This window comes from Streptomyces sp. 4F14, from assembly GCF_048159485.1.
Lineage (GTDB): Bacteria > Actinomycetota > Actinomycetes > Streptomycetales > Streptomycetaceae > Streptomyces.
Window position 1 is genome coordinate 1 of the sequence record NZ_JBLRVY010000042.1, and the last position, 23419, is coordinate 23419.

At 71.9% G+C, this 23419-nt stretch carries 16 protein-coding genes; 8 read left to right on the forward strand and 8 right to left on the reverse strand.

The window, feature by feature from the left end; genetic code table 11:
• The first annotated feature begins 393 nt into the window (after nucleotides 1-393).
• Nucleotides 394-3234 carry a preprotein translocase subunit SecA gene (gene secA / locus ACLZOT_RS45130; protein ID WP_416975083.1) on the forward strand — a complete coding sequence of 947 codons (2841 nt, stop codon included), beginning with the start codon at nucleotides 394-396 and terminating at the stop codon, nucleotides 3232-3234.
• Between the two features lie 122 nt (nucleotides 3235-3356).
• Here the strand turns inward: secA and ACLZOT_RS45135 are convergent, their stop codons facing one another.
• Complete coding sequence (locus ACLZOT_RS45135) at nucleotides 3357-4031, reverse strand: Rv3235 family protein (RefSeq protein ID WP_416975084.1); 675 nt, start codon at nucleotides 4029-4031, stop codon at nucleotides 3357-3359.
• 301 nt (nucleotides 4032-4332) lie between these two features.
• Here ACLZOT_RS45135 and ACLZOT_RS45140 point away from each other — a divergent pair, with 301 nt between their 5' ends.
• From ACLZOT_RS45140 to ACLZOT_RS45150, 3 genes are all read left to right on the forward strand, one after another.
• Nucleotides 4333-4848, forward strand: coding sequence for a DUF6912 family protein (locus ACLZOT_RS45140; RefSeq protein ID WP_416975085.1), 516 nt, complete (start codon nucleotides 4333-4335; stop codon nucleotides 4846-4848).
• Nucleotides 4849-4997: 149 nt separating this feature from the next.
• Nucleotides 4998-5663, forward strand: a complete 666-nt coding sequence (locus ACLZOT_RS45145) for an HAD family hydrolase (RefSeq protein ID WP_416975086.1) — start codon at nucleotides 4998-5000, stop codon at nucleotides 5661-5663.
• An 887-nt stretch (nucleotides 5664-6550) separates the two neighbouring features.
• Nucleotides 6551-11515, forward strand: a complete 4965-nt coding sequence (locus ACLZOT_RS45150) for an NAD-glutamate dehydrogenase (protein WP_416975087.1) — start codon at nucleotides 6551-6553, stop codon at nucleotides 11513-11515.
• Nucleotides 11516-11673: 158 nt separating this feature from the next.
• Here ACLZOT_RS45150 and ACLZOT_RS45155 read toward each other — a convergent pair whose 3' ends face one another.
• Together ACLZOT_RS45155 and ACLZOT_RS45160 are read right to left on the reverse strand one after the other, a co-directional pair.
• Nucleotides 11674-12489: an ABC transporter ATP-binding protein gene (locus ACLZOT_RS45155; protein ID WP_416975088.1), complete on the reverse strand. Its 816-nt coding sequence runs from the start codon at nucleotides 12487-12489 to the stop codon at nucleotides 11674-11676.
• Nucleotides 12482-13405: an ABC transporter permease gene (locus tag ACLZOT_RS45160; RefSeq protein WP_416975089.1), complete on the reverse strand. Its 924-nt coding sequence runs from the start codon at nucleotides 13403-13405 to the stop codon at nucleotides 12482-12484. Before ACLZOT_RS45160 ends, ACLZOT_RS45155 begins: the two co-directional genes overlap by 8 nt.
• Before the next feature lie 334 nt (nucleotides 13406-13739).
• On the opposite strand from ACLZOT_RS45160, the gene ACLZOT_RS45165 reads away from it, so the two are divergent.
• Nucleotides 13740-14363, forward strand: a complete 624-nt coding sequence (locus ACLZOT_RS45165; RefSeq protein ID WP_416975090.1) for a TetR/AcrR family transcriptional regulator — start codon at nucleotides 13740-13742, stop codon at nucleotides 14361-14363.
• A 205-nt stretch (nucleotides 14364-14568) separates the two neighbouring features.
• Nucleotides 14569-15213, forward strand: coding sequence for a response regulator (locus ACLZOT_RS45170; RefSeq protein ID WP_416975091.1), 645 nt, complete (start codon nucleotides 14569-14571; stop codon nucleotides 15211-15213).
• A 150-nt stretch (nucleotides 15214-15363) separates the two neighbouring features.
• Here the strand turns inward: ACLZOT_RS45170 and ACLZOT_RS45175 are convergent, their stop codons facing one another.
• The 3 genes from ACLZOT_RS45175 to ACLZOT_RS45185 form a co-directional block, all read right to left on the reverse strand.
• Nucleotides 15364-16377: an ADP-ribosylglycohydrolase family protein gene (locus ACLZOT_RS45175; protein WP_416975092.1), complete on the reverse strand. Its 1014-nt coding sequence runs from the start codon at nucleotides 16375-16377 to the stop codon at nucleotides 15364-15366.
• Between the two features lie 61 nt (nucleotides 16378-16438).
• A complete protein-coding gene (galE, locus tag ACLZOT_RS45180) occupies nucleotides 16439-17419 on the reverse strand; it encodes a UDP-glucose 4-epimerase GalE (protein WP_416975093.1) in 981 nt (326 codons plus the stop codon).
• Between the two features lie 43 nt (nucleotides 17420-17462).
• A complete protein-coding gene (locus ACLZOT_RS45185; RefSeq protein ID WP_416975094.1) occupies nucleotides 17463-18737 on the reverse strand; it encodes a glycosyltransferase 87 family protein in 1275 nt (424 codons plus the stop codon).
• Nucleotides 18738-18847: 110 nt separating this feature from the next.
• Here ACLZOT_RS45185 and ACLZOT_RS45190 point away from each other — a divergent pair, with 110 nt between their 5' ends.
• Nucleotides 18848-20560, forward strand: coding sequence for a glycosyltransferase family 39 protein (locus tag ACLZOT_RS45190; RefSeq protein WP_416975095.1), 1713 nt, complete (start codon nucleotides 18848-18850; stop codon nucleotides 20558-20560).
• Between the two features lie 10 nt (nucleotides 20561-20570).
• On the opposite strand, the gene ACLZOT_RS45195 is transcribed toward ACLZOT_RS45190, so the two are convergent.
• On the reverse strand, nucleotides 20571-21068 hold the full coding sequence (locus ACLZOT_RS45195; protein ID WP_416975096.1) for a MarR family winged helix-turn-helix transcriptional regulator: 498 nt from the start codon (nucleotides 21066-21068) through the stop codon (nucleotides 20571-20573).
• A gap of 144 nt (nucleotides 21069-21212) precedes the next feature.
• Between ACLZOT_RS45195 and ACLZOT_RS45200 the strand changes: the two genes are divergently transcribed.
• A complete protein-coding gene (locus ACLZOT_RS45200) occupies nucleotides 21213-21626 on the forward strand; it encodes an organic hydroperoxide resistance protein (protein WP_416975097.1) in 414 nt (137 codons plus the stop codon).
• A gap of 213 nt (nucleotides 21627-21839) precedes the next feature.
• Here ACLZOT_RS45200 and ACLZOT_RS45205 read toward each other — a convergent pair whose 3' ends face one another.
• Nucleotides 21840-23396 (reverse strand): hypothetical protein, encoded by a 1557-nt coding sequence (locus ACLZOT_RS45205; RefSeq protein ID WP_416975098.1) that lies wholly within the window; start codon nucleotides 23394-23396, stop codon nucleotides 21840-21842.
• Between the last annotated feature and the right edge of the window lie 23 nt (nucleotides 23397-23419).

Genomic DNA, 23419 nt, shown 5'->3' on the forward strand with positions numbered 1-23419 from the left:
GCCGCTGCCGCTGCCGCTGCCGCTGCCGCTGCCGCTGCCGCTGCCGCTGCCGCTGCCGCTGCCGCTGCCGCTGCCGCTGCCGCTGCCGCTGCCGCTGCCGCTGCCGCTGCCGCTGCCGCTGCCGCGTGCCGAGGGGAGAGGGGAGAGGGGGTGCGGGGGTGCGGGGGTTGTGGTGAGGGGGAGTTGTTCGGGGTGGTTACGATTTGTTCAGATTGGTTGGGGTGGGCGGCACTATCCGGGAGGGCTCGGCGTTGTAGGAGTGTGGGGCGGCGGGTGGGCTGTGTCACGGCGGGCCTCCCGGCGTGGCAGGGTCCTCGCATACGATGGCCGTTGCTCAGCAATTCATAAGGAACCCGACCGTCCCAGGCCCGACCGGCAAGGAGACCAACCCCCGTGTCCGTCCTCTCGAAGCTCATGCGTGCAGGCGAAGGCAAGATCCTGCGCAAGCTGCACCGCATCGCGGACCAGGTCAACTCCATCGAAGAGGACTTCGTCGACCTCTCCGACGCCGAGCTGCGGGCCCTCACCGAGGAGTACAAGCAGCGGTACGCCGATGGGGAGACCCTGGACGACCTGATGCCCGAGGCGTTCGCCACGGTGCGTGAGGCCGCCAAGCGCGTCCTCGGCCAGCGGCATTACGACGTACAGATCATGGGCGGCGCCGCGCTGCACATGGGGTACGTCGCGGAGATGAAGACCGGCGAGGGCAAGACCCTGGTCGGTACGCTGCCGGCGTACCTGAACGCGCTGTCCGGCAAGGGCGTTCATCTGATCACCGTCAACGACTACCTGGCCGAGCGCGACTCCGAGATGATGGGCCGTGTGCACCGCTTCCTCGGTCTGGAGGTCGGCTGCATCCTCGCGAACATGACGCCCGCGCAGCGCCGCGAGCAGTACGCGTGCGACATCACGTACGGCACGAACAACGAGTTCGGCTTCGACTACCTGCGCGACAACATGGCGTGGTCGCAGGACGAGCTCGTCCAGCGCGGGCACAACTTCGCGATCGTTGACGAGGTCGACTCGATCCTGGTCGACGAGGCCCGTACCCCGCTGATCATCTCCGGCCCGGCCGACCAGGCGACGAAGTGGTACGGCGACTTCGCCAAGCTCGTCCTGCGCCTGAAGAGGGGCGAGGCGGGCAACCCCCTCAAGGGCATCGAGGAGACCGGCGACTACGAGGTCGACGAGAAGAAGCGCACGGTCGCGATCCACGAGTCCGGGGTCTCCAAGGTCGAGGACTGGCTCGGCATCGACAACCTCTACGAGTCGGTGAACACCCCTCTGGTGGGCTACCTGAACAACGCCATCAAGGCGAAGGAGCTCTTCAAGAAGGACAAGGACTACGTCGTCATGGACGGCGAGGTCATGATCGTCGACGAGCACACCGGCCGTATCCTCGCCGGCCGCCGGTACAACGAGGGCATGCACCAGGCGATCGAGGCGAAGGAGGGGGTGGACATCAAGGACGAGAACCAGACGCTCGCCACGATCACCCTCCAGAACTTCTTCCGCCTCTACAAGCGCCACGACCACAACGACAAGGAACAGCCCGGCCTGTCCGGCATGACCGGTACGGCCATGACCGAGGCCGCCGAGTTCCACCAGATCTACAAGCTCGGCGTGGTCCCGATCCCGACCAACCGGCCGATGATCCGCAAGGATCAGTCGGACCTGATCTACCGCACCGAGGTCGCCAAGTTCGAGGCGGTCGTCGACGACATCGCGGAGAAGCACGAGAAGGGCCAGCCGATCCTGGTCGGCACGACCTCCGTCGAGAAGTCGGAGTACCTCTCGCAGCAGCTCTCCAAGCGCGGTATCCAGCACGAGGTGCTGAACGCGAAGCACCACGAGCGCGAGGCGACGATCGTCGCGCAGGCGGGCCGCAAGGGCGCCGTCACGGTCGCCACGAACATGGCTGGCCGCGGTACGGACATCAAGCTCGGCGGCAACCCCGAGGACCTCGCCGAGGCGGAGCTGCGCCAGCGCGGCCTCGACCCCGAGGAGCACATCGAGGAGTGGGCGCAGGCGCTGCCCGCCGCCCTGGAGAAGGCCACGCTGGCCGTCAAGGCGGAGAAGGACGAGGTCGAGTCGGCCGGCGGGCTGTACGTGCTGGGCACCGAACGGCACGAGTCGCGCCGTATCGACAACCAGCTGCGCGGCCGTTCCGGGCGTCAGGGCGACCCCGGTGAGTCGCGGTTCTACCTCTCCCTCGGTGACGACCTGATGCGGCTGTTCAAGGCGCAGATGGTCGAGCGCGTGATGTCCATGGCGAACGTGCCGGACGACGTGCCGATCGAGAACAAGATGGTCACCCGCGCCATCGCGTCCGCGCAGTCGCAGGTCGAGCAGCAGAACTTCGAGACGCGCAAGAACGTCCTGAAGTACGACGAGGTGCTCAACCGGCAGCGCGAGGTCATCTACGGCGAGCGCCGCCGCGTCCTGGAGGGCGAGGACCTCCAGGAGCAGGTCGTGCACTTCATGGACGACACGATCGACGCGTACATCGCCGCCGAGACCGCCGAGGGCTTCGCCGAGGACTGGGACCTCGACCGGCTGTGGGGCGCGTTCAAGCAGCTCTACCCGGTGAAGATCACCGTCGAGGAGCTGGAGGACGCCGCGGGCGACCGTGCCGGGCTCACCGCCGAGTTCCTCTCCGAGTCCATCAAGGACGACATCCACGGGCAGTACGAGGAGCGCGAGACGCAGCTCGGCTCCGAGATCATGCGTGAGCTGGAGCGGCGGGTCGTGCTGTCCGTCCTCGACCGCAAGTGGCGTGAGCACCTCTACGAGATGGACTATCTCCAGGAGGGCATCGGGCTGCGCGCGATGGCGCAGAAGGACCCGCTGGTCGAGTACCAGCGCGAGGGCTTCGACATGTTCACGGCCATGATGGACGGGATCAAGGAGGAGTCCGTCGGCTACCTGTTCAACCTGGAGGTCCAGGTCGAGCAGCAGGTCGAGGAGGTGCCCGTCTCGGACGCGCCGGCCGACCTGGAGAAGAAGGACGCGGTTCCCGCGCAGGCGGGCTCGCGCCCCGAGATCCGGGCGAAGGGGCTCGACGCGCCCCAGCGCCGGGGGCTGCACTTCTCCGCGCCCACCGTCGACGGTGAGGGCGGGACGATCGAGGGTGACTTCGACGCGGACGACGAGCCGGTGCGCTCGGAGGCGGACGGGCTGACGCGCGCGGAGCGCCGTAAGCAGGCGAAGGGTGCGAAGCGGCGCCGCAAGTGAGCCGGGAGTAAGTACGGCGGAAGCTGAGAAGGGCTGGACATCTCCGGGTGTCCGGCCCTTCGGCTTTGCCGGGGCTCGGGGCTCGGGGCTCGGGGCCAGGGGTAGAGGGCTTGGGGTAGGGCTCAGGGATTCCTGCCGTCCAGTTCCACCGCTGTGCAGCGCCAGCGGCGGTCCGTGCCGAGTTCCAGGCGGAAGGCCATCGCGCGCAGGCGGGGGCCGGTGGAGACGCGGGCGAAGGCTTCGATCGCGCCGGGGCGCGGGATCTCGTAGCCGAGGTCGCGGAGGACCGGGGCGGCGCCCCGGGTGCGCAGGGGGCCGTGTTCGGCGAGGCGGGCGAGGTCGTCGTAGGCGTCGCCGAGGGTGTGGCGGAGCATCGCGTGGACGGGGCGGCGGCCGGTCAGGACGGCTAGGAGGCGTTCCGCGAAGAGGTCCGCGGGGTGGGGCTGGGGCGGGGCGACGGGCCTGCGGGGGGTCTGGGCGGGGACGCGGGCGGCGTCCAGGGCGGTGTTCGGGGCGGCGTCCGGGGCGGGGGAGCGGGTCGGCCGGGGGGTTCGGGTCGCGGGCGGGCGGTTGTCCGTGGGGCGGGTGCGGGAGGCGGTGCGGTTGCCCGGCGGGCGGCCGGCGGGGGGTGCGGTGCGGGTGAGGGTGCCGGGCGGGCGGCCGCCGGGGGTGCCGGGGGCGGTGAGGGTGCGGGGCTCAGGGGTGCCGGGGGTGCCCGGGGCGGTGACAGTGCGGGGCTGGGGCGTGCCGGGGGCGGGCTGGAGGCGGTTCTGTGTCCTCGTCATGACCTTGCGCATGGTTCTTTCCGTTCGTCGGCCCGGGGTAGGTGCATACCGGGCGGTAACTTCTTGCTGTGGATCTTGTACGGGGAGTGATCGTGTGGTGGCAAGGCGGCGGAGGGGCGGGGAGGAGGGGGCGGAAAGTCAACCGTTATGGGTGATCGCGGGTGCGGACGTGCTGGTCGGGCGGGGGTGGGATGATCTGGCTTTTTCGCGCGGTTGACGGTTTCGCGCGGTTGGCGGGGGACTCGAAAGGGGACCGGCGCACGTATCCTCGGGGGGAATCAAGCGGAGTCTCCGAGCAGGAAAGCGGCCGTCCATGCGCGTCTACGTCCCCCTGACCCTTTCCGGGCTCGCCGAGTCGTACAAGACGGGGGAACTGGGGGACGGGTCGCTGATCGCGTACGCCGTCACGCCCGCGCTGCGGGAGTGGTACCTGTCGGACGACATCGAGGAACTGGAGTACGCCGCCCTCGGCCGCGCCGCCCTCGCCTCCCTGCGGCAGCTCGCCGCGGATGCCGGGGCGCCCCGGCGGCGGGTCGTCGTCGCCTTGGACGTCGCCGACGGGCGGGCCGTCGCCGACCCCGACCGCGCGCTGGACGACGCCGCGCTCGGCGAGGTCCGGGTCTCCGGCGTCCTCCGGCTCGCCAAGGCCGCCGCCGTCCACGTCGACGCGTCCGACGCGGAGGCGGACATCACCGCGGCGGCCTCGGCGCTGGCCGCGGCGGACGAGGGCGACGACGACGCGCAGTTCGTCGTGGACGGGGCCGAGGACCACGAGCTGCTGTGGTTCGCGACGCAGGAGATTCCGGGGCTGGTGGGGCTCGGGGGGTGAACCCCTGCTCGGGGGGCGAACCTTCGGGCTCACCGTCCTGGAGGCCGGCTCCGGGGGTGAACCCCTGCTCGGGGGGTGAACCCCTCTCCCACCTGCGGTGTTGTGGGGCTCGGGTGGGATTGTCAGTGGGGGCGGGTACGTTGGGGGGCATGGGGAAGTCGGGTGGTGCGCACATCGTCTGGGACTGGAACGGGACCCTGTTCCACGACAACGAGGCGGTGATCGGGGCGACGAATGCGGCCTTCGCGGAGATCGGGCTCGCGCCGATCACGCTGGAGCGGTATCGGGAGCTGTACACGGTTCCGGTGCCGAAGTTCTACGAGCGGTTGATGGGGCGGCTGCCCACCGAGGCGGAGTGGGCCGTGATGGACGTCCTCTTCCACCGGTACTACGCCGAGCACAGCGGGGGATGTTCGCTCACCTCGGGCGTGGCCGAGTTGCTCGGGCGGTGGGGGGAGTCGGGGCACAGCCAGTCCATCCTGAGCATGTACGAGCACGCCGAACTCGTCCCCCTGGTCCGGGGGTTCGGGATCGAGCCGCACTTCGTCCGGGTCGAGGGGCGCATCGGGCCGTCGGGCGGCAGCAAGGCCGAGCACATGGTGCGCCACCTGAAGGCGCTCGCCGAGGTCGACCCCGGGCGCACGGTGGTCATCGGGGACGCCTCGGACGACGCCCTCGCCGCCCGGCACGTGGGCGCGCTGGCCGTCCTCTACACCGGGGGCTCGCACAGCCGCACCAGCCTGGAGGAGGTCGGCGTGCCGGTGGTGGACTCCCTGGCGGAGGCGGTGGAGACGGCCGAGCGGATGGTGGCGTAGGGCGGCTGGGGGAGAGCGCCGGGGCCGTACGGCTGGTGCGCGCGCCGTATCCCTCGTCGCGCAGCCGCTGAGCGCCGCGCCGCCGACGCCGTACCCTTCCCCGCCGAGCCGAGCCGAGCCGAGCCGAGCCGAGCCGAGCCGAGCCGAGCCGAGCCGAGCCGAGCCGAGCCGAGCCGGTCTGGGCCACTCCGCCCGGCCCCGCCTCACCCCACCCCGCCCGGCCCCGCCTCACCCCGCCCCACCCCGGCCGGCTCCGCCTCACCCCGCTCCGCCTCACCCCGCTCCGCCTCACCTCGCCCCACCCCGGCCGGCCCCGCCTCACCCCGCTCCGCCTCACCCCGCTCCGCCTCACCCCCGCCCCCCGGCAGGTGAGAGGACAGTAGGAAACGCCGCCTGCCGAAGAGGGGTTGGACGGACCGGTGCGTCGGGGGCAAGGGGGCGGACGGGGGGAGCATGGGGGGCATTTCGTGCTCGGTCTGTGCAGGGTGTCGAAGTTCGGTGCTCTGTTTTGTACACATACGGCTCATGACGGGCCCCCGGTGATGAGCGATAGCCTGGTGCCGTGATCAGCGCGATATCTCGCGGGGGTGCGTTTTCCCCTGCCCTGCGCCCGGTCGGCACGGATTGTCTCCGGCACCGGGCGGCGGTCGCTGGTCTTCGCGGGCGAGGCGGAAAACCGACGGTTTCCTGGACGTCGTACGCACCCCGGACAGCGGCGCCGAGAGCGGCGTCACACCTCCGGGGCGTGGATATCCCCTCGTCCGTCTCCCCCCGCGGCATAGCGTCGAAACAGACCGGACACCCCGCGTCGAGGCGTCCCGTGCCGGGGGAAGAGACCGAACTTCCTTCTACGTCACGCAACGGCGCGCGACAGGAGCCAGAGGACAATGCAGACCAAGCTGGACGAAGCCAAGGCCGAGCTGCTCGAAAGGGCCGCGCGGGTCGCTGAGAACAGCCCGGTCGGGGGGCACCTACCGACCGGGACGACCGCGGAGGGCACCGCCGGTGATCCGAGCGCCTCCGGGTCGGACGTCTCACCCCCGGACCACGACACCGTTCTCTCCTTCCTTCAGCGGTACTACCTCCACACGGCGGCGGAGGACCTCGGCGACCGCGACCCGGTCGACGTCTTCGGCGCCGCCTACTCGCACTTCCGCCTGGCCGAGAACCGCCCCCAGGGCACGGCGAACGTCCGCGTGCACACCCCGACCGTCGAGGAGAACGGCTGGACGTGCAGCCACTCGGTCGTCGAGGTCGTCACCGACGACATGCCGTTCCTGGTCGACTCGGTCACCAACGAGCTGTCCCGCCAGTCGCGCGGCATCCACCTGGTCATCCACCCCCAGGTCGTCGTCCGCCGTGACGTCACCGGCAAGCTGATCGAGATCCTGCCGTCGGCCGCCGGCCTCCCGCACGACGCGCACGTCGAGTCGTGGATCCACGTCGAGGTCGACCGCGAGACGGACCGCGCGGACCTGAAGCAGATCACCGCCGACCTGCTGCGCGTCCTGTCGGACGTCCGGGAGGCCGTCGAGGACTGGGAGAAGATGCGCGAGGCGGCCCTGAGGATCGCCGACGAGCTGCCCGCCGAGTCCGTGCCGGGCGACCTGCCCTCGCCGGAGGTCGAGGAGGCCCGTGAGCTGCTGCGCTGGCTGGCCGCCGACCACTTCACGTTCCTCGGCTTCCGCGAGTACGAACTGCGCGAGGACGACTCGCTGACCGCCGTACCCGGTACGGGCCTCGGCATTCTGCGCGCCGATCCGCACCACGACGCCGACGAGTCCCACCCGGTCAGCCCGTCCTTCGAGCGGCTTCCGGCGGACGCGCGCGCGAAGGCCCGCGAGCACAAGCTGCTCGTGCTGACGAAGGCCAACAGCCGGGCGACCGTGCACCGGCCGTCGTACCTGGACTACGTCGGCGTGAAGAAGTTCGACGCGGACGGCAATGTCGTCGGCGAGCGGCGCTTCCTCGGCCTGTTCTCGTCGGCCGCGTACACCGAGTCGGTGCTGCGGGTGCCCGTGATCCGCCGCAAGGTCGACGAGGTGCTGACCGGCGCCGGGTTCTCCCGCAACAGCCACGACGGCCGCGACCTCCTCCAGATCATGGAGACGTACCCGCGCGACGAGCTGTTCCAGATCCCGGTGGACGAGCTGCGGTCGATCGTCACCAGCGTGCTCTACCTGCAAGAACGCCGGCGGCTGCGGCTCTACCTGCGCCAGGACGAGTACGGCCGCTACTACTCCGCGCTGGTCTACCTGCCCCGCGACCGGTACACAACGGGCGTACGCCTGCGGATCATCGACATCCTGCGCGAGGAACTCGGCGGTACGAACGTCGACTTCACCGCCTGGAACACCGAATCGATCCTGTCCCGGCTGCACTTCGTGATCCGGGTCCCGCAGGGCACCGAGCTGCCGCAGCTCTCCGACGCCGACCGCGACCGCATCGAGGCGCGGCTCGTCGAGGCGGCCCGCTCTTGGGCGGACGCGTTCGCGGAGGCGCTGACCGCCGAGTGCGGCGAGGAGCGCGCCGCCGAACTGCTGCGCCGCTACGGCACCGCGTTCCCCGAGGGCTACAAGGCCGACCACACCCCGCGCGCGGCCGTCGCCGACCTCGTCCACCTCGAACGCCTCGGCGAGCGGGAGAACTTCGCGCTCAGCCTGTACGAGCCGGTCGGCGCCGCGCCCGACGAGCGCCGCTTCAAGATCTACCGGACCGGCGAGCCCGTCTCCCTCTCCGCGGTGCTGCCGGTCCTCAACCGCCTCGGCGTCGAGGTCATCGACGAGCGGCCCTACGAACTGCGCTCCGCCGACCGCGCCGACCGCTCTTCGTCTTCCTGGATCTACGACTTCGGGCTCCGCGTCCCCGGCAGCGTCGAGCAGTTGGGCGACGACGGGCGCGAGCGGTTCCAGGAGGCGTTCGCCGCGACCTGGACCGGCGCCGCCGAGAACGACGGGTTCAACGCGCTGGTCCTGGGCGCCGGGCTCAACTGGCGGCAGGCGATGGTGCTGCGCGCGTACGCCAAGTACCTGCGCCAGGCCGGATCCACGTTCAGCCAGGACTACATGGAGGACACCCTCCGTACGAACGTCCACACCACGCGGCTGCTGGTCTCCCTGTTCGAGGCGCGGATGTCGCCGGAGCGGCAGAGTGCCGGGCGCGAGATCGTCGACGCGCTGCTCGAAGAGCTGGACGCCGCGCTCGACCAGGTCGCCTCGCTCGACGAGGACCGGATCCTGCGCTCGTTCCTGACCGTCATCAAGGCGACCCTGCGCACCAACTTCTTCCAGACCACCGCCGACGGCACCCCGCACGCGTACGTGTCGATGAAGTTCGACCCGCAGGCCATCCCCGACCTGCCCGCGCCGCGCCCGGCGTTCGAGATCTGGGTGTACTCGCCGCGCGTCGAGGGCGTCCACCTGCGGTTCGGGAAGGTCGCGCGCGGCGGGCTGCGCTGGTCCGACCGGCGCGAGGACTTCCGGACCGAGATCCTCGGGCTGGTCAAGGCACAGATGGTCAAGAACACCGTGATCGTGCCGGTCGGCGCGAAGGGCGGGTTCGTCGCCAAGCAGCTGCCCGACCCGAACGTGGACCGGGACGCGTGGCTCGCCGAGGGCGTCGCCAGCTACAGGACGTTCATCTCGGCGCTGCTCGACATCACCGACAACCTCGCGGGCGGGGAGGTCGTACCCCCGAAGGACGTCGTCCGGCACGACGAGGACGACACGTACCTCGTCGTCGCGGCCGACAAGGGGACGGCGACCTTCTCCGACATCGCCAACGCCGTCGCCGAGTCGTACGACTTCTGGCTCGGGGACGCCTTCGCCTCCGGCGGGTCCGCCGGGTACGACCACAAGGGCATGGGGATCACCGCGCGCGGTGCCTGGGAGTCGGTGAAACGGCACTTCAGGGAGCTGGGCGTCGACACGCAGACCGAGGACTTCACGGTCGTCGGGATCGGCGACATGTCCGGGGACGTGTTCGGCAACGGGATGCTGCTCAGCGAGCACATCCGGCTGGTGGCCGCCTTCGACCACCGGCACATCTTCATCGACCCGAACCCGGACGCGGCCGTCGGTCACGCCGAGCGGCGGCGGCTGTTCGAGCTGCCCCGCTCCAGCTGGGGCGACTACAACGTCGACCTGATCTCCGCCGGCGGCGGCATCTTCCCCCGCAGCGCCAAGGCCATCCAGCTCAACGGCCACATCCGCGAGGCCCTCGGCATCGAGCCCGGCATCGCCAAGGTCACCCCGGCCGACCTGATGAAGGCGATCCTCCGGGCGCCGGTCGACCTGCTGTGGAACGGGGGCATCGGGACGTACGTCAAGGCTTCCGCCGAGTCCCAGGCCGACGTCGGTGACAAGGGCAACGACGCCATCCGCGTCGACGGCGCCGACCTGCGCGTCAAGGTCGTCGGCGAGGGCGGCAACCTGGGGCTCACCCAGCTCGGGCGCATCGAGTTCGCGCTGACCGGCGGGAAGATCAACACGGACGCGATCGACAACAGCGCCGGCGTCGACACCTCCGACCACGAGGTCAACATCAAGATCCTGCTCAACGGGCTCGTCACCGAGGGCGACATGACCGTCAAGCAGCGCAACAAGATCCTCGCCGAGATGACCGACGAGGTCGGCCGGCTCGTCCTGCGCAACAACTACGCGCAGAACACCGCGATCGCCAACGCGCTCGCCCAGTCCGGCGACATGCTCCACGCGCAGCAGCGGTTCATGAAGCACCTCGTGCGCGAGAAGCACCTCGACCGGGCGCTGGAGTTCCTGCCCACCGACCGGCAGATCCGCGAACGGCTCGCCGCCGGGCAGGGGCTGAGCGGTCCCGAGACCGCCGTACTCCTCGCGTACACGAAGATCACCGTCTCCGACGAGCTGCTCCACACCACGCTCCCCGACGACCCCTACCTGCGCGGACTGCTCCACACGTACTTCCCGAGCGCGCTGCGCGCGAAGTTCGCCGAGCAGATCGACAGCCACCCGCTGCGGCGCGAGATCACCACGACCGTGCTGGTCAACGACACCGTCAACACCGGCGGGACGACCTATCTGCACCGGCTGCGCGAGGAGACCGGGGCCTCGCTGGAGGAGATCGTGCGCGCGCAGACCGCCGCGCGGACCATCTTCCGCTCGGCCGGGGTGTGGGACGCCGTCGAAGCCCTCGACAACCGGGTCCGGGCCGACGTCCTCACCCGGATCCGGCTGCACTCGCGGCGGCTCGTCGAGCGCGGGACGCGGTGGCTGCTCAACAACCGGCCGCAGCCGCTCCAGCTCGCCGAGACCGTCGAATTCTTCGCCGACCGCGTGGAGTCGGTCTGGTCCCAGCTGCCCAAGCTGCTGCGGGGGGCCGATCTGGAGTGGTACCAGCGGATCCACGACGAGCTGACCGACGCGGGCGTGCCGGACGAGTGCGCGACCCGGGTCGCCGGGTTCTCGTCCGCGTTCCCGACGCTGGACATCGTGTCCATCGCGGACCGCAGCGGGAAGGATCCGCTGGACGTCGCCGACGTGTACTACGACCTCGCCGACCGGCTGCGGATCACCCAGCTCATGGACCGGATCATCGAACTGCCGCGCGCGGACCGGTGGCAGTCCATGGCTCGGGCTTCGATCCGGGAGGATCTGTACGCCGCTCACGCGTCCCTGACGTCCGATGTGCTGGCCGTCGGGAACGGGACGTCCACTCCTGAGCAGCGGTTCAAGGCGTGGGAGTCGAAGAACGCCGCGCTGCTGGGGAGGGCGCGGGTGACACTGGACGAGATCCAGGGGTCGGACTCGTTCGACCTGGCGAACCTGTCGGTGGCCATGCGGACCATGCGGTCGATGCTGCGGGCGCATTCGTAGGGGTACGTGGATGAGGGCGCCCCTGGCTGGTCGGCTGGGGGCGCCCTTGCGTGCGTAGGGGTGGTGCGGGGCGGCGGGGGGCGGCGTTGGGCGGAGCGGGCGGCGTGGGCGGTGCGGGCGGTGCGGGTGGGGTGCGGTCGTATAAGCGGACTGTCTGCTTACGCCGCCTTCTTCTTGCCGCTCGTGAACTCCTCGTACTCCTTCATGACCTCTTCCGTCGGCCCGTCCATCCGCAGCTCGCCCCGCTCCAGCCACAGCACCCGCTCGCAGGTGTCCCGGATCGACTTGTTGTTGTGGCTGACCAGGAACACCGTGCCGGCGTGGCGGCGCATCTCGCGGATGCGTTCCTCGGAGCGGCGCTGGAACTTCGCGTCGCCGGTCGCGAGGGCCTCGTCGATCAGGAGGACGTCGTGGTCCTTGGCGGCGGCGATGGAGAAGCGCAGGCGGGAGCCCATGCCGGAGGAGTACGTCCGCATGGGGAGCGAGATGAAGTCGCCCTTCTCGTTGATGCCGGAGAAGTCGACGATCTCCTGGTAGCGGTCCTTGATCTGCTCGCGGGACATGCCCATCGCGAGGCCGCCGAGGTAGACGTTGCGCTCGCCGGTGAGGTCGCCCATGAGGGCCGCGTTGACGCCGAGGAGGGAGGGCTGACCGTCGGTGTAGATCTTGCCGTTCTCCACGGGGAGGAGGCCCGCGACCGCCTTGAGCAGCGTCGACTTGCCGGAGCCGTTCGTGCCGATGAGGCCGATCGCCTCGCCCTTGTAGGCGACGAAGGAGACGTTCTTGACGGCGTGCACGAGGCGGGTGCCGGCCGCCTTCTCCGCTTTCTTGCGGCGCAGGATGCGGTTCAGGGCGGCGGTCGCGGAGCCTCGGCTGCCGGTGCCGTTGACGCGGTAGACGATGTCGACGCCGTCGGCTACGACGGTGGGGGCGGGGTTCGGGTTGGTGCTGGGGTTCGGGGTGTTCTCAGCCACGGCCGTACGTCTCCTCAGCCTTCCAGAAGTAGATGAAACCGCCGACGCCCGCGACGAGTGCCCAGCCGGCGGCCAGAGCCCACACGTGCGGCGGGAGCTGGCTGGAGTGGAAGCTGTCGATCAGGGCGTAGCGCATCAGGTCGATGTAGACCGAGGCCGGGTTGGCCTGGAGGACCTGGCCGACCCAGGAGGGCCAGTCGTGGTGCTTCCTGACCAGCTGGTCGATGCTCCACATGACGCCCGAGACGTACATCCAGGTGCGCAGCACGAACGGCATCAGCTGCGCGATGTCCGGCGTCTTCGCGCCGAGCCTGGCCATGACCATCGAGACGCCCGTGTTGAACACGAACTGGAGCGTCAGGGCCGGGATCACCAGGAACCACGACAGCGCCGGCGGCACCCCCACCGCCAGCAGGATCAGCACCAACGCGGCCATGGAGAACAGCAGTTGCTGGAGCTGCTGGAGGCAGAACGACACCGGCAGCGCGGCGCGCGGGAAGTGCAGGGCCCGCACCAGGCCGAGGTTGCCGGAGATCGCGCGGGTGCCCGCCAGGATCGAGCTCTGCGTGAACGTCCACACGAACACGCCCGTCACCAGGAACGGGATGTAGTCCGGCACCCCCTTCTTCGTGCCCATCAGCACGCCGAAGATCAGGTAGTACACGGCCGCGTTCAGCAGCGGTGTCATGACCTGCCAGACCTGGCCCAGCTTCGCCTGGCTGTACTGCGCCGTCAGCTTCGCCGTGGCGAACGCGGTGATGAAGTGCCGGCGGGCCCACAGGTCGCGGACGTACTGCGGCAGCGACGGGCGTGCCCCGCTCACCGACAGCCCGTGGCGCTCGGCCAGTGCCTTGAGGTCCTGGGGCGGGGTGGGGGTCAGGGGCGTCCGGGGCGGTGTGTCGAGTGCCTGGCTCACATCCGCTGCTTTCTTTCGGGGGTGGGGGTGTGCGATCCGGGGGGCGGGGTCCGGGGGTGGGTCCGTTCACTGTCGCCGTCCACGCTGTGGGGGCCTTGGGGGAGCCGTGTTTTCTTACGGTTCTCTTGATGTTTCCTTACGACGGGACGGCACCGTATCGTCGCAACGTGAGCGTAGGGCGTGGGGGCGTTGGAACGCAACCGTATCGTCGTGGCGTCGGGGTGGGGTTGGTGTGGGTTCGGGGCGTGTGTGGGGCGTTGCGACGAGACGGTTTCGTTGTGACGTGGCGCGTTGCGACGAGCCCGTATCGTCGCTACGCCCTATGCTGGGGCGCATGACGACGAACGCCGAGGGTGCCGGAGCGCGTACGCGCCGTAGGGCACCGGCAGGGGCCGCGGTGCTCCGTGAGGACGTGACGGAGGCCATCAGGGCGGCCGTCTTCGAGGAGCTGGCGTCCGTCGGCTACGCGCGCATGTCGATCGAGGGCATCGCGCGGCGGGCCGGCGTCGGCAAGACGGCGGTGTACCGGCGCTGGAAGTCGAAGCTGCACCTGGTCCTGGAGAACGTCTCGGCGATCGCGGTGCAGGGCCTGCCGGTGCCGGACACGGGGAGCCTGGAGGGCGACCTGCGGCTCCTGTACGAGTTCATGTCGCGGGCGCTGCGCCACCCGGTGGCCTCGCAGATCATCCCCGACCTCCAGGCCGAGTCGGCGCGCAACCCGGACATCGCCGAGGCCGTGCAGAAGGCGCTGCGGGACGGCCAGGAGGGCGTCGCGAACAAGGTCCTGCTCGCGGCGATGGAGCGCGGCGAGATCAGCCGGGGCTTCGACGACGAGCTGGCCCTCGACCTGGTCTCCGGGCCGCTGTACTGGCGGGCGCTGGTGGTGCGCCAGGGCGTCGACAAGAAGTACCCGGCGGACCTGGCGCGGGTGACCGCCGCGGCGCTGAGGGCGCTGTGAGGGGCGCCGCGGCCGGTGCGCGGGGGGTGGGCGCCGCGAGGGGTGCGGCCGGTGTGCGTGGGATGGCCGCCGTGAGGGGCGTGGCTCGGGAGCGGGCGGTGCCCGGCGCGAGGGCTGGGGGCGCCGCGGGTGCTGTGAGGGGTTTGGTCGGCACGAGGGGCGTCGGCGCTGCATGGCCTGTGGGTGCCGTGAGGGGTGTCGTCGCGTGAGGGTCGTGATCGCCGAGGACAACGCCCTGCTCCGGGAGGGCATGGTCCTGCTGCTGACGTCGGCGGGGCACGAGGTGGTGGCGGTCGCCGGGAGCGGCCCCGAGATCCTCCCCGCGCTCCTGGAGCACCGTCCGGACGCCGCGGTCCTCGATGTCCGGATGCCGCCGAACTTCCGCGACGAGGGCCTCGTGGCCGCCCTGCGGGCCCGCGAGCAGATCCCCGGCCTGCCGGTCCTGGTGCTCTCGCAGTACGTCGAGGAGTCGTACGCCGCCGAGCTGCTCGGCGGTGGCGCGAGCGGTGTCGGCTACCTCCTCAAGGACCGGGTGGGCCGCGTCGACGAGTTCCTCGACGCGCTGGACCGGGTCGCGTCCGGGGGGACCGCGCTGGACCCGGAGGTCGTCACGGAGCTGATGACCCGCCGCCGGGACTCGCCGCTGGACCAGCTGACCCCGCGCGAGCGCGAGGTGCTCAAGCTGATGGCCGAGGGGCGGGACAACGCGACCATCGCGCGCACGCTGGTCGTCACCGAGCGGGCGGTGAGCAAGCACATCGGGAACGTGTTCCTGAAACTGGGCCTGCCGCAGAGCGACAGCGGGCATCGCCGGGTGCTGGCGGTGCTGGCGTATCTGAACAACGCGTGAGGGGACGTGGCGCGGGGCACCCGGGGTACGGCGCCCGGGGTACGGCACGGCCTCGCGGCGCCGACCCGCACCGCCTGCGCGCTGCCTCGCACCGCCCGCGCGTCGACCAGTAGTGCCCGCGCTCAGCCCGCGCCGCCCGCGCGCCGCCCCTCAGTCCCTGCCCCGGCTGTGCGTCTCCCCGCGTGCCGATGGCGGAGCCACCCCCTCCCGCCGCCCCTGAACCGCCAACTCGCGCGCCAGCTCCACCAGTTCCCCCGCCGCGAGCACCCGCCCCCCGAACCCCGGTAACGGCACCCGCACCGCCCGCGCCCACCGCTCCGGTATCGCCTCCACCCCGTACACGGCCCCCGCCAGCGCCCCCGTGACGGCGGCCACCGTGTCCGTGTCGCCCCCGACGTCGACGGCCGCCCGCAGGGCCTCCTCGAACGTGCCGGTCGTCCGCAGCGCCCACACGGCGGAGCCGAGGCAGGGCCAGACGGCGCCGTTGAACTCCGTGGCGAGGTCGGGATGCCAGCCGGGGTCGAGGACGGTCGCGTAGCGCGCGCGGTGGGCGTCACGCAGGAGGTCGAGGACGCGCGGTACGGCGGTCAGGGGGTCGTGTCCGGCGAGGGCGGCCCGGATCAGCTCGTGCAGGGCGGCGGTGCCCTCCCAGGCGGCGCCGTCGCCGTGGGTGAGCGCGGAGAGGCGGCGGGCGGCGTCGAGGGTGGCCGTCTGGCCCCGGCCCGCGAAGTACACCGCCGAGGTCGCCGCCCGCATGAGCGCGCCGTTGCCCGCGGCCCGCTGGCTGACCTGGAAGTGCAGCGCGGCGGCGCTGTCCCAGGGGTCCCCGCTGGTGAGGACCGCCTCCGTCTGGAGGCCGATGTCCTTGGGGCCGGCCGCTGCCCAGCGCCGGAATCGGTCGAAGACGTCCGCCGGGTCGAGGCCGCCGCGCTCCAGCAGGGATTCGCCGACGAGGACGGCCATCTGCGTGTCGTCGGTGGCCTCGCCGGGGTCCCAGCCTCCGCCGCCGCACATCTCGTCGGCCGGGGCGCCCGCCGGGAAGCGCGCGGAGAACGCCCCCTCGGGGCCGAACTCGAAGGGCGCCCCCAGGGCGTCACCGACGGCGGATCCGAGGACGGCGCCGGTGGCGCGGGACAGGCGCGAAGGCGTCGGCAGTGCCGGCATCGCGTCCCCCCCTTCCCTTTCTTCCCACCGTTTTCCTACGGTCCGTCTGCCGCCCGGCGTCTTACCCGCGCGCAGCCTCGGGGTGCAGGCGCACCCAGCCCTCCCAGGCGGACGCGATCATGTCCCGCACGTCGTGCTTCGCCTTCCAGCCCAGCTCCGCCGCGGCGCGCTCGGCGGAGGCCACGACGCTCGGCGGGTCGCCGGCGCGGCGGGGTTCGACGACCGGGGCGAGGTCGTGGCCGGTGACGGCGGCGATGAGGTCGATCATCTCGCGCACGGAGACGCCCTCACCCCGGCCGATGTTGAGGGTCAGGGTGCGTCCGGGGGACGCCTGGAGGGCACGGGCCGTCGCGACGTGGGCGTCGGCGAGGTCGACGACGTGGATGTAGTCCCGCACGCAGGTGCCGTCCGGCGTGGGGTAGTCGGCGCCGAAGACGCGCGGGGCCGCACCGGCCGTGAGGCGCTCGAAGACCATGGGGACCAGGTTGTGGACGCCGATGTCGGCGAGGGCGGGGGCGGCCGCGCCCGCGACGTTGAAGTAGCGCAGGCACGCCGTCGACAGGCCCGTCGCCCGCGCCGTCGCGTTCACCAGCCACTCGCCCGTCAGCTTCGTCTCCCCGTACGGCGACATCGGCAGGCACGGGGTCTCCTCAGTGACCAGCTCCACGTCCGGCATGCCGTACACGGCCGCCGACGAGGAGAACACGAACGATCCCACGCCCGCCTTCGTCACCTCCTCCAGCAGGACGCGCAGCCCCTCCACGTTCTCCCGGTAGTAGTGCAGCGGGCGCTCCACCGACTCGCCGACCTGCTTCTTCGCCGCCAGGTGCACCACCCCCGTCACCCCGTGCCCGGCGATCACCTCGGCGACACGCTCCGCGTCCAGCGTCGACCCCTGCACCAGCGCCACCCCCGCCGGCAGCCGCCCGGCGATGCCCGACGACAGGTCGTCGTACACCACCGCCCGCTCGCCCGCCTCGGTCAGCGCCCGCACGACATGCGCCCCGATGTATCCCGCGCCCCCCGTGATCAGCCACGTCATGTACGGCCATCCCCTCCACGTCCCGGCCTCGTTCCACCCCCAGTCAAGCAGGTGCCGGCTCCCGCCGCCGAGCCTGTGGATAACTCCCCGTGCCACCCCCGGCACGGCGCGTGGTCGTGCGCCACAGGAGGGCGAAGGACAGCACCGCGGCCGTCAGCAGCAGCCCGTTGCGCAGCAGCATCAGGGCGCAGCCAAGCCAGGTGCAGGCGGTGATCTGGTCGTACAGGCCGGGGTACACGACCGCGCTGACCGCCGTCGCCGCCAGGACCAGCGCGGTGACCGGCCGCTGCACGGTGTGCCGGGAGGTCAGGCACACCGCGGACAGGCCGACCAGCCAGATCATGTACTGCGGGCTGATGACCCTGCTGGTGACGGTGAACAGCAGGACGGCGCACAGGGCCGCGTCGAAGGGCGTCGCGGGCGTGTGCCGGCGGGAGCGCAGCCGCCACACCAGGAGCAGCGCGAAGGAGACGCCGGTCAGCGCCAGGGAGGCGTCGGCGACGTCGGTGACGTACGGGCCGACGAACTCTATGGCGCCGTACTGGTAGCGGACGGTGCCCGGCCAGCCCGCGTGGGTGGCGAACAGCAGGACCGTGCCGCCCAGGGACTCGATCTGCACGCCCCGGCCGCCCTGTTCGCGCAGGAACGAGAACGGGTGGTCGAAGGCCGCCGCCAGGACCGCGAGGACGGTGACCGCCGCGACGGTCGCCCCCGCCCACGCCGCGCGCGTGGCACGGCCCTTCGGGGCGCCCAGGAGCAGCAGCGCCGGCCACACCTTCACCAGCGCCCCCAGCGCCGCGAAGGCACCCGCCACGCGCGGGCGCCGGGCCATGGTCACCAGGCACAGCACGCCGAACATGGTGACCTGGACGTCGTAGCGGGCCAGCGGGATGTGCAGCAGCAGCGGCAGACCGCACACCCACAGGGCGGCGCCGGCCAGGGAGCGGCCCGGGGTGAGCCCCGCGCGCGCGAGGGCGGCCGTCGTCACCGCGTCGCACACCAGGGTGAGGACGACGAACGCCTGGAAGTACGACAAAAACGGCAGCAGCGCGGGGGAGAGCATGACCGCCCCGGCACCCGGCGGGTACTGCCACAGGGCGTCGTGGGCGGGGAACGTCCCGTGCACGAGGACGAGGTACCAGTCGTGGTAGAGCTGCCACACCTCGCGCGTGACATTGCCCTCGCCGAGCCAGCGTGCGTCGGAGTGGGAGAGCAGCCAGAGCATCAGCGCGCGTGTGCCGAGCCATCCGGCGGTGAGAAAGAGCAGGCGGTGACGTTTCTTCACACCGCCGGGAAGGCGGGAGGAAGGGAGGGGCATTTGCCGGATCGTAAGCGTCTTGTATCCCGCTGCTGAACTAATAGACATCTAAAACACAGTGAGCCGCAGGTAAGACCGCTCCTATGGCTCAGATGCCGCAGAATCGGCCCGTGACGACCCCTCGCTTCGCGCGCGCACGCGTTCCCGCCACCCTCGCCGTGGCCGTCCCTGTCGTGGCCATGCTCGCTCTCGGGCTGTGGCACGTCGACCGCGGCGGCATGTGGCGCGACGAGGCGGTGACGTACGAGGTGGGCCAGCGGTCGCTGCCGCAGATCTGGCGGCTGCTGCACGAGGTCGACGCGGTGCACGGCCTGTACTACCTGTTCATGCACGCCGTCCTGTCCGTGCACGCGAGCGAGGTCACCCTGCGGCTCCCGTCCGTCGTCGGCGCCGCGGTGGCCGCCGGAGCGGTCGCCGCGATAGGCACCCGCCTCGCCCGGCCGCGCGTCGGCCTGTGGGCGGGGCTCCTGTTCGCGTGCACCCCGATGGTCTCCCACTACGCCCAGGAAGGCCGCTCGTACGCCCTCGTGGCGGCCGGCGCGCTCACCGCGACCCTCCTGCTGCTGCGGGCCCTGGACGGCCGCTCCTGGTGGCCCTACGGCCTCACCCTCGCCGTCACCTGCCTGCTCCACGAGTTCGCCGTCCTGATCCTGCTCGCCCACGGCGTCACCCTGCTCCTGTCCGGCGCCTCCCGGCGGGCCTGGACGCGCTGGCTCGCCTCCTCCGGGGCCGCGGTGCTGGTCCTGCTGCCGCTCGTCTACGTCTCCAACGGCCAGTCCAAGCAGGTGTCCTGGCTGGCCAGACCCGACATGAAGCGGGTCGAGAGCCTGGCGCACCTGTTCCTCGGCGAGTACGGCGCCGTCTTCTGGACCTGCCTGCTCCTGATCCTCATAGCCCTCCCGGGCCGGCGCCGGCTGTCCGTCGCGACGGTCGCGGCGCCCCTGCTGGTGATCCCGCCCGCGGTGCTCCTCCTGGTGTCCCAGGAACGGCCCATGTACGACGACCGGTACGTGCTGTACGCGCTCGCGGGAGCGCCGCTGCTGGCCGCCGCCGGAGGCGACCGGATCCTGCGGGGACTCTCCCTCGCCGCCCGAAGGTTCGCCCCGCGCGCGCAGAGTGACACCGTGCAGGCCCCGCCCGCGCACGTCGACGCGCAGACCCTCGCCCTGCGGCTCGACGCGGTCCCCGCGGGCGGGCCCGCGCGGGGCGACGACTCCGAGGGACGCGGACTGGTCGACGCACCGCGGGCGCCTGTCGTCCTCCCGGCGCCCGCGGCGGAGGGTTCGCCGGAGTCGGCGCGCGGGGGCGTGGCGCTGAGGGGGGCCGTCGCCCTCGCGGGCGCGCTGGCGGTCGCCGGGTCCTTCGCCTTCCAGCTGCCGGTCCAGCGGTGGGAGCGGACGACGGCCTCGCGCGCGGACGACCTCCACGAGACCGCCTCCGCCGCCGCGCGGATGATGCGGCCCGGGGATGCCGTGCTGTACCTGCCGGAGATCTCGCGGCGCTCCGCGCTCGCCTACCCGGCCGGCTTCCGGGGCACCCGGGACATGTCGCTGGCCGTCCCCGGCCCCGAGTCCGGGACCCTCTACGGGACCGAACTGTCCCCCGCGCAGGTGCGCCGCAACCTCCAGGACGTCGACCGCCTCTGGGTCGTCTCCCAGTCGTACACCCTGTGGCGGGGCAGCACCTGGGCGCCCTCGGACCCGGTCGAGAAGACCAAGCTGGCGATCGTCAAGGACGACTTCGTCGCGGCGGAGCCCCGCCAGGTCGCCGTCCTGCGCGGGACGGTCGTGAGGCTGTACGTGCGCAAGGACCGCACCTCCTAGGGGCCGGCGGTCAGGGGTGCGTCTCCTCCAGTGCCGCTTCCACCGCAGCCTCGTCCAGCGCTGTGGTGAGTTCGTCGAGCCGGTTCTTCAGGGCGTGGAGCTCCTCCGGGTCGAAGCTGGTCGCCGAGACGATGCGGCGGGGCACCTGGAGGGCCTGCGCGCGCAGGGCGGTGCCCTCGTCGGTGAGGCGGACCTCCACGGAGCGCTCGTCGCGCGCGCTGCGTTCGCGGTGGACGAGGCCGGCCGTCTCCAGGCGCTTGAGGAGGGGGGAGAGGGTGCCGGAGTCCAGGCGCAGGTGCTCGCCGAGCTTCTTGACCGGGAGGGTGCCCTCGTCCCAGAGGACCATCATCACGAGGTACTGGGGGTACGTCAGGCCGAGGTCCTTGAGGATCACCCGGTAGACGCCGTTGAAGGCGCGCGAGGCGGCGTGCAGGGAGAAGCAGATCTGACGGTCCAGGCGCAGCCAGCTCTCGTCGGCTGCAGCGGGCGTCGGCGTCGTCGGGCTCATGCCCCCAAGAGTAGCGCTTGCGAGCCATTCAGTTGTGCACAACTTAATTGTGTGCTCTACTTATCTCCGTGAGGCGGTCCGAAGCGCAGGCGCGGAAGGACCAGCCACCCCCGTCACGACTCTCCAAGAGGGATGGTTCGAACCATGGACGCGATCTACACCGCAGTCGCCACCGCCACGCACGGCCGCGACGGCCGGGCCTACACGAACGACGGCAAGATCGACGTCGCGCTGGCCCTGCCGACCGAGCTCGGCGGCAACGGCGAGGGCACCAACCCGGAGCAGCTCTTCGCCGCCGGTTACGCCGCCTGCTTCGGCAGTGCGCTCGGCCTCGTCGGCCGCAACGCCAAGGTCGACGTCAGTGACGCGGCCGTCACCGCCGAGGTCGGCATCGGCAAGCAGGGCGAGGGCTTCGGCCTCAAGGTCACCCTCCGCATCGAGCTCCCCGACACGGTCGACCAGGCCACCGGCCGCAAGCTGGTCGAGACGGCCCACCAGGTCTGCCCCTACTCCAACGCGACCCGCGGCAACATCGAGGTCGACCTCGTCGTCGAGTAATCGTTTCGCCCCCGGGGCGGGTCACACCCCCGCCCCGCCGGGTGCCCTCAGCGCCCCCCAGGACACGCCCAGCGGCCCCGCAGGCCGTCCGGCAGGCCGTCCCGCCTCGGTACCCCCGTCCGGGCGGGACGGCTTCCCAGACGCCCTGTGGGGCCGTCGGCGTGTCGCACGAACCTCGCCCGGCCACGAACCCCCGCCCAGCCGCGCCCCCGCCTAATACCGAACCCGAGCCAGCACCTCCCCCGTCCGCCGGCTCCACGCCACCACCACCGCCTCCTCCGGCACCCGATGCCACCGCGTCAGCAACAGCCACCGCACCCGGTACCGGCGCCCCACCGAGGCCCGCTCGGCAGGGCTCGCCGCGGGCGACAGGTACGCGCGCACGTCCGCGAGCCGCGCCGCCCGCACCCCCTCCGCCACCGACGCGTCCGGCCAGGCGGGCGCGGCCAGGTTCGCCCCGTACCCGGCGATCGCGTGGACCGCGTGGTACCCGTCGGTGACGACCACCTCGCCGGCGGGGATGTGACGCGCGGCCCAGTCGTACGAGGGCCAGTCGGGCGGCTGGTCGAAGCCGACGGGGTCCAGCGCGCGCGGGACGACCGCGCCGGCGTGCACGGTCCACAGCCCGAGACAGGCGGCGGCCGCGGCGCACCCCGCGAGGACCCGCCGCCCCGGTCCCCACGGCCGGGGCGCCGCCAGGTCCACGGCCAGCGCGAACTGGAGGGGGACGAGGGTCAGGCCCAGCACGCGCCCGTACGTGTAGTGCCCGCTGACCCAGCCGTACGCCACCACGGCGCACTCCAGGACGAACAGCAGCACCAGCGGATCCCGCGCGGAACGCCGCGCGCGTGCGGAGAGGGCCGGGACACCGAGGAGGGCCAGCCAGAAGTGCCCCCACAGGTCGCCGTAGAGGCGCTTGTGCATGCCGTCGACCCCGGTGTCCCCGGCGAGCGCGAACACGTCGAAGTACGGCCAGCCCGCCGCGACGGCGACCGTGACGACCCCGGCCGTCGCCCAGCGCGCGAGCGCCCCGGACCGCCACCCCCGCTCCCACCCGAGGACGAAGGCGGTACCCCCGAGGAACGCGGCCACCGCGGTGATCGGATGCACCAGGAGGATCAGCCCGTAGAGGGCGCCCAGAGCGGCGTACCCGGTGAAACCGCGCATCCCGCGCGGGCCGACGAAACGCACCCGGCGGTCATCCCGCGCGCGGGCGCCGGTCAGGGCCCACGCCCAGAACGTGAGGCCGGCGGCGAACGCGGACGGGTAGGGCAGGGTGCCGGTCATCGACATCAGCCCCAGGTAGCCGCTCCACCAGGCCCGGTCGGTGCCCCACAGGAGCGTCATCGCGGCGAGCGCGAGAACCGGCGCCCAGGGGCGCGGCGTCAGCACCCGCGTGAACCGGCCGACGCCGGTGAGCAGCACCAGCAGGTTCACGGGCGCGGCGAGCCGCAGCACCTCCCACCCCGTCAGCCCGGTCAGCCGCGCGAACACGCCCTGCGCGAGCGCGTACGGCGAGTAGTACGGGCTGCCCGCGCCCGGCAGGTCGGCCGTCGGGTGCCGGGGGTCCAGCAGGTTCGCCTTCAGCCGTTCGATCACCGCCGCGTGCTGCCCGGCGTCGCAGCACAGGGGCACCCGCCAGCAGGCCAGCGTCATCACCAGGAAGAACCCGAACCCGACCACCTGATAGGGGCTCGGCCACCACACCCGGCCACCGCGCAACGCCGTCGCCCCGCGCGCGGGACGACGGGTCAGGGAGTCGGCGCTCACCGGGGGAGGGGGCGAAGGGAGAT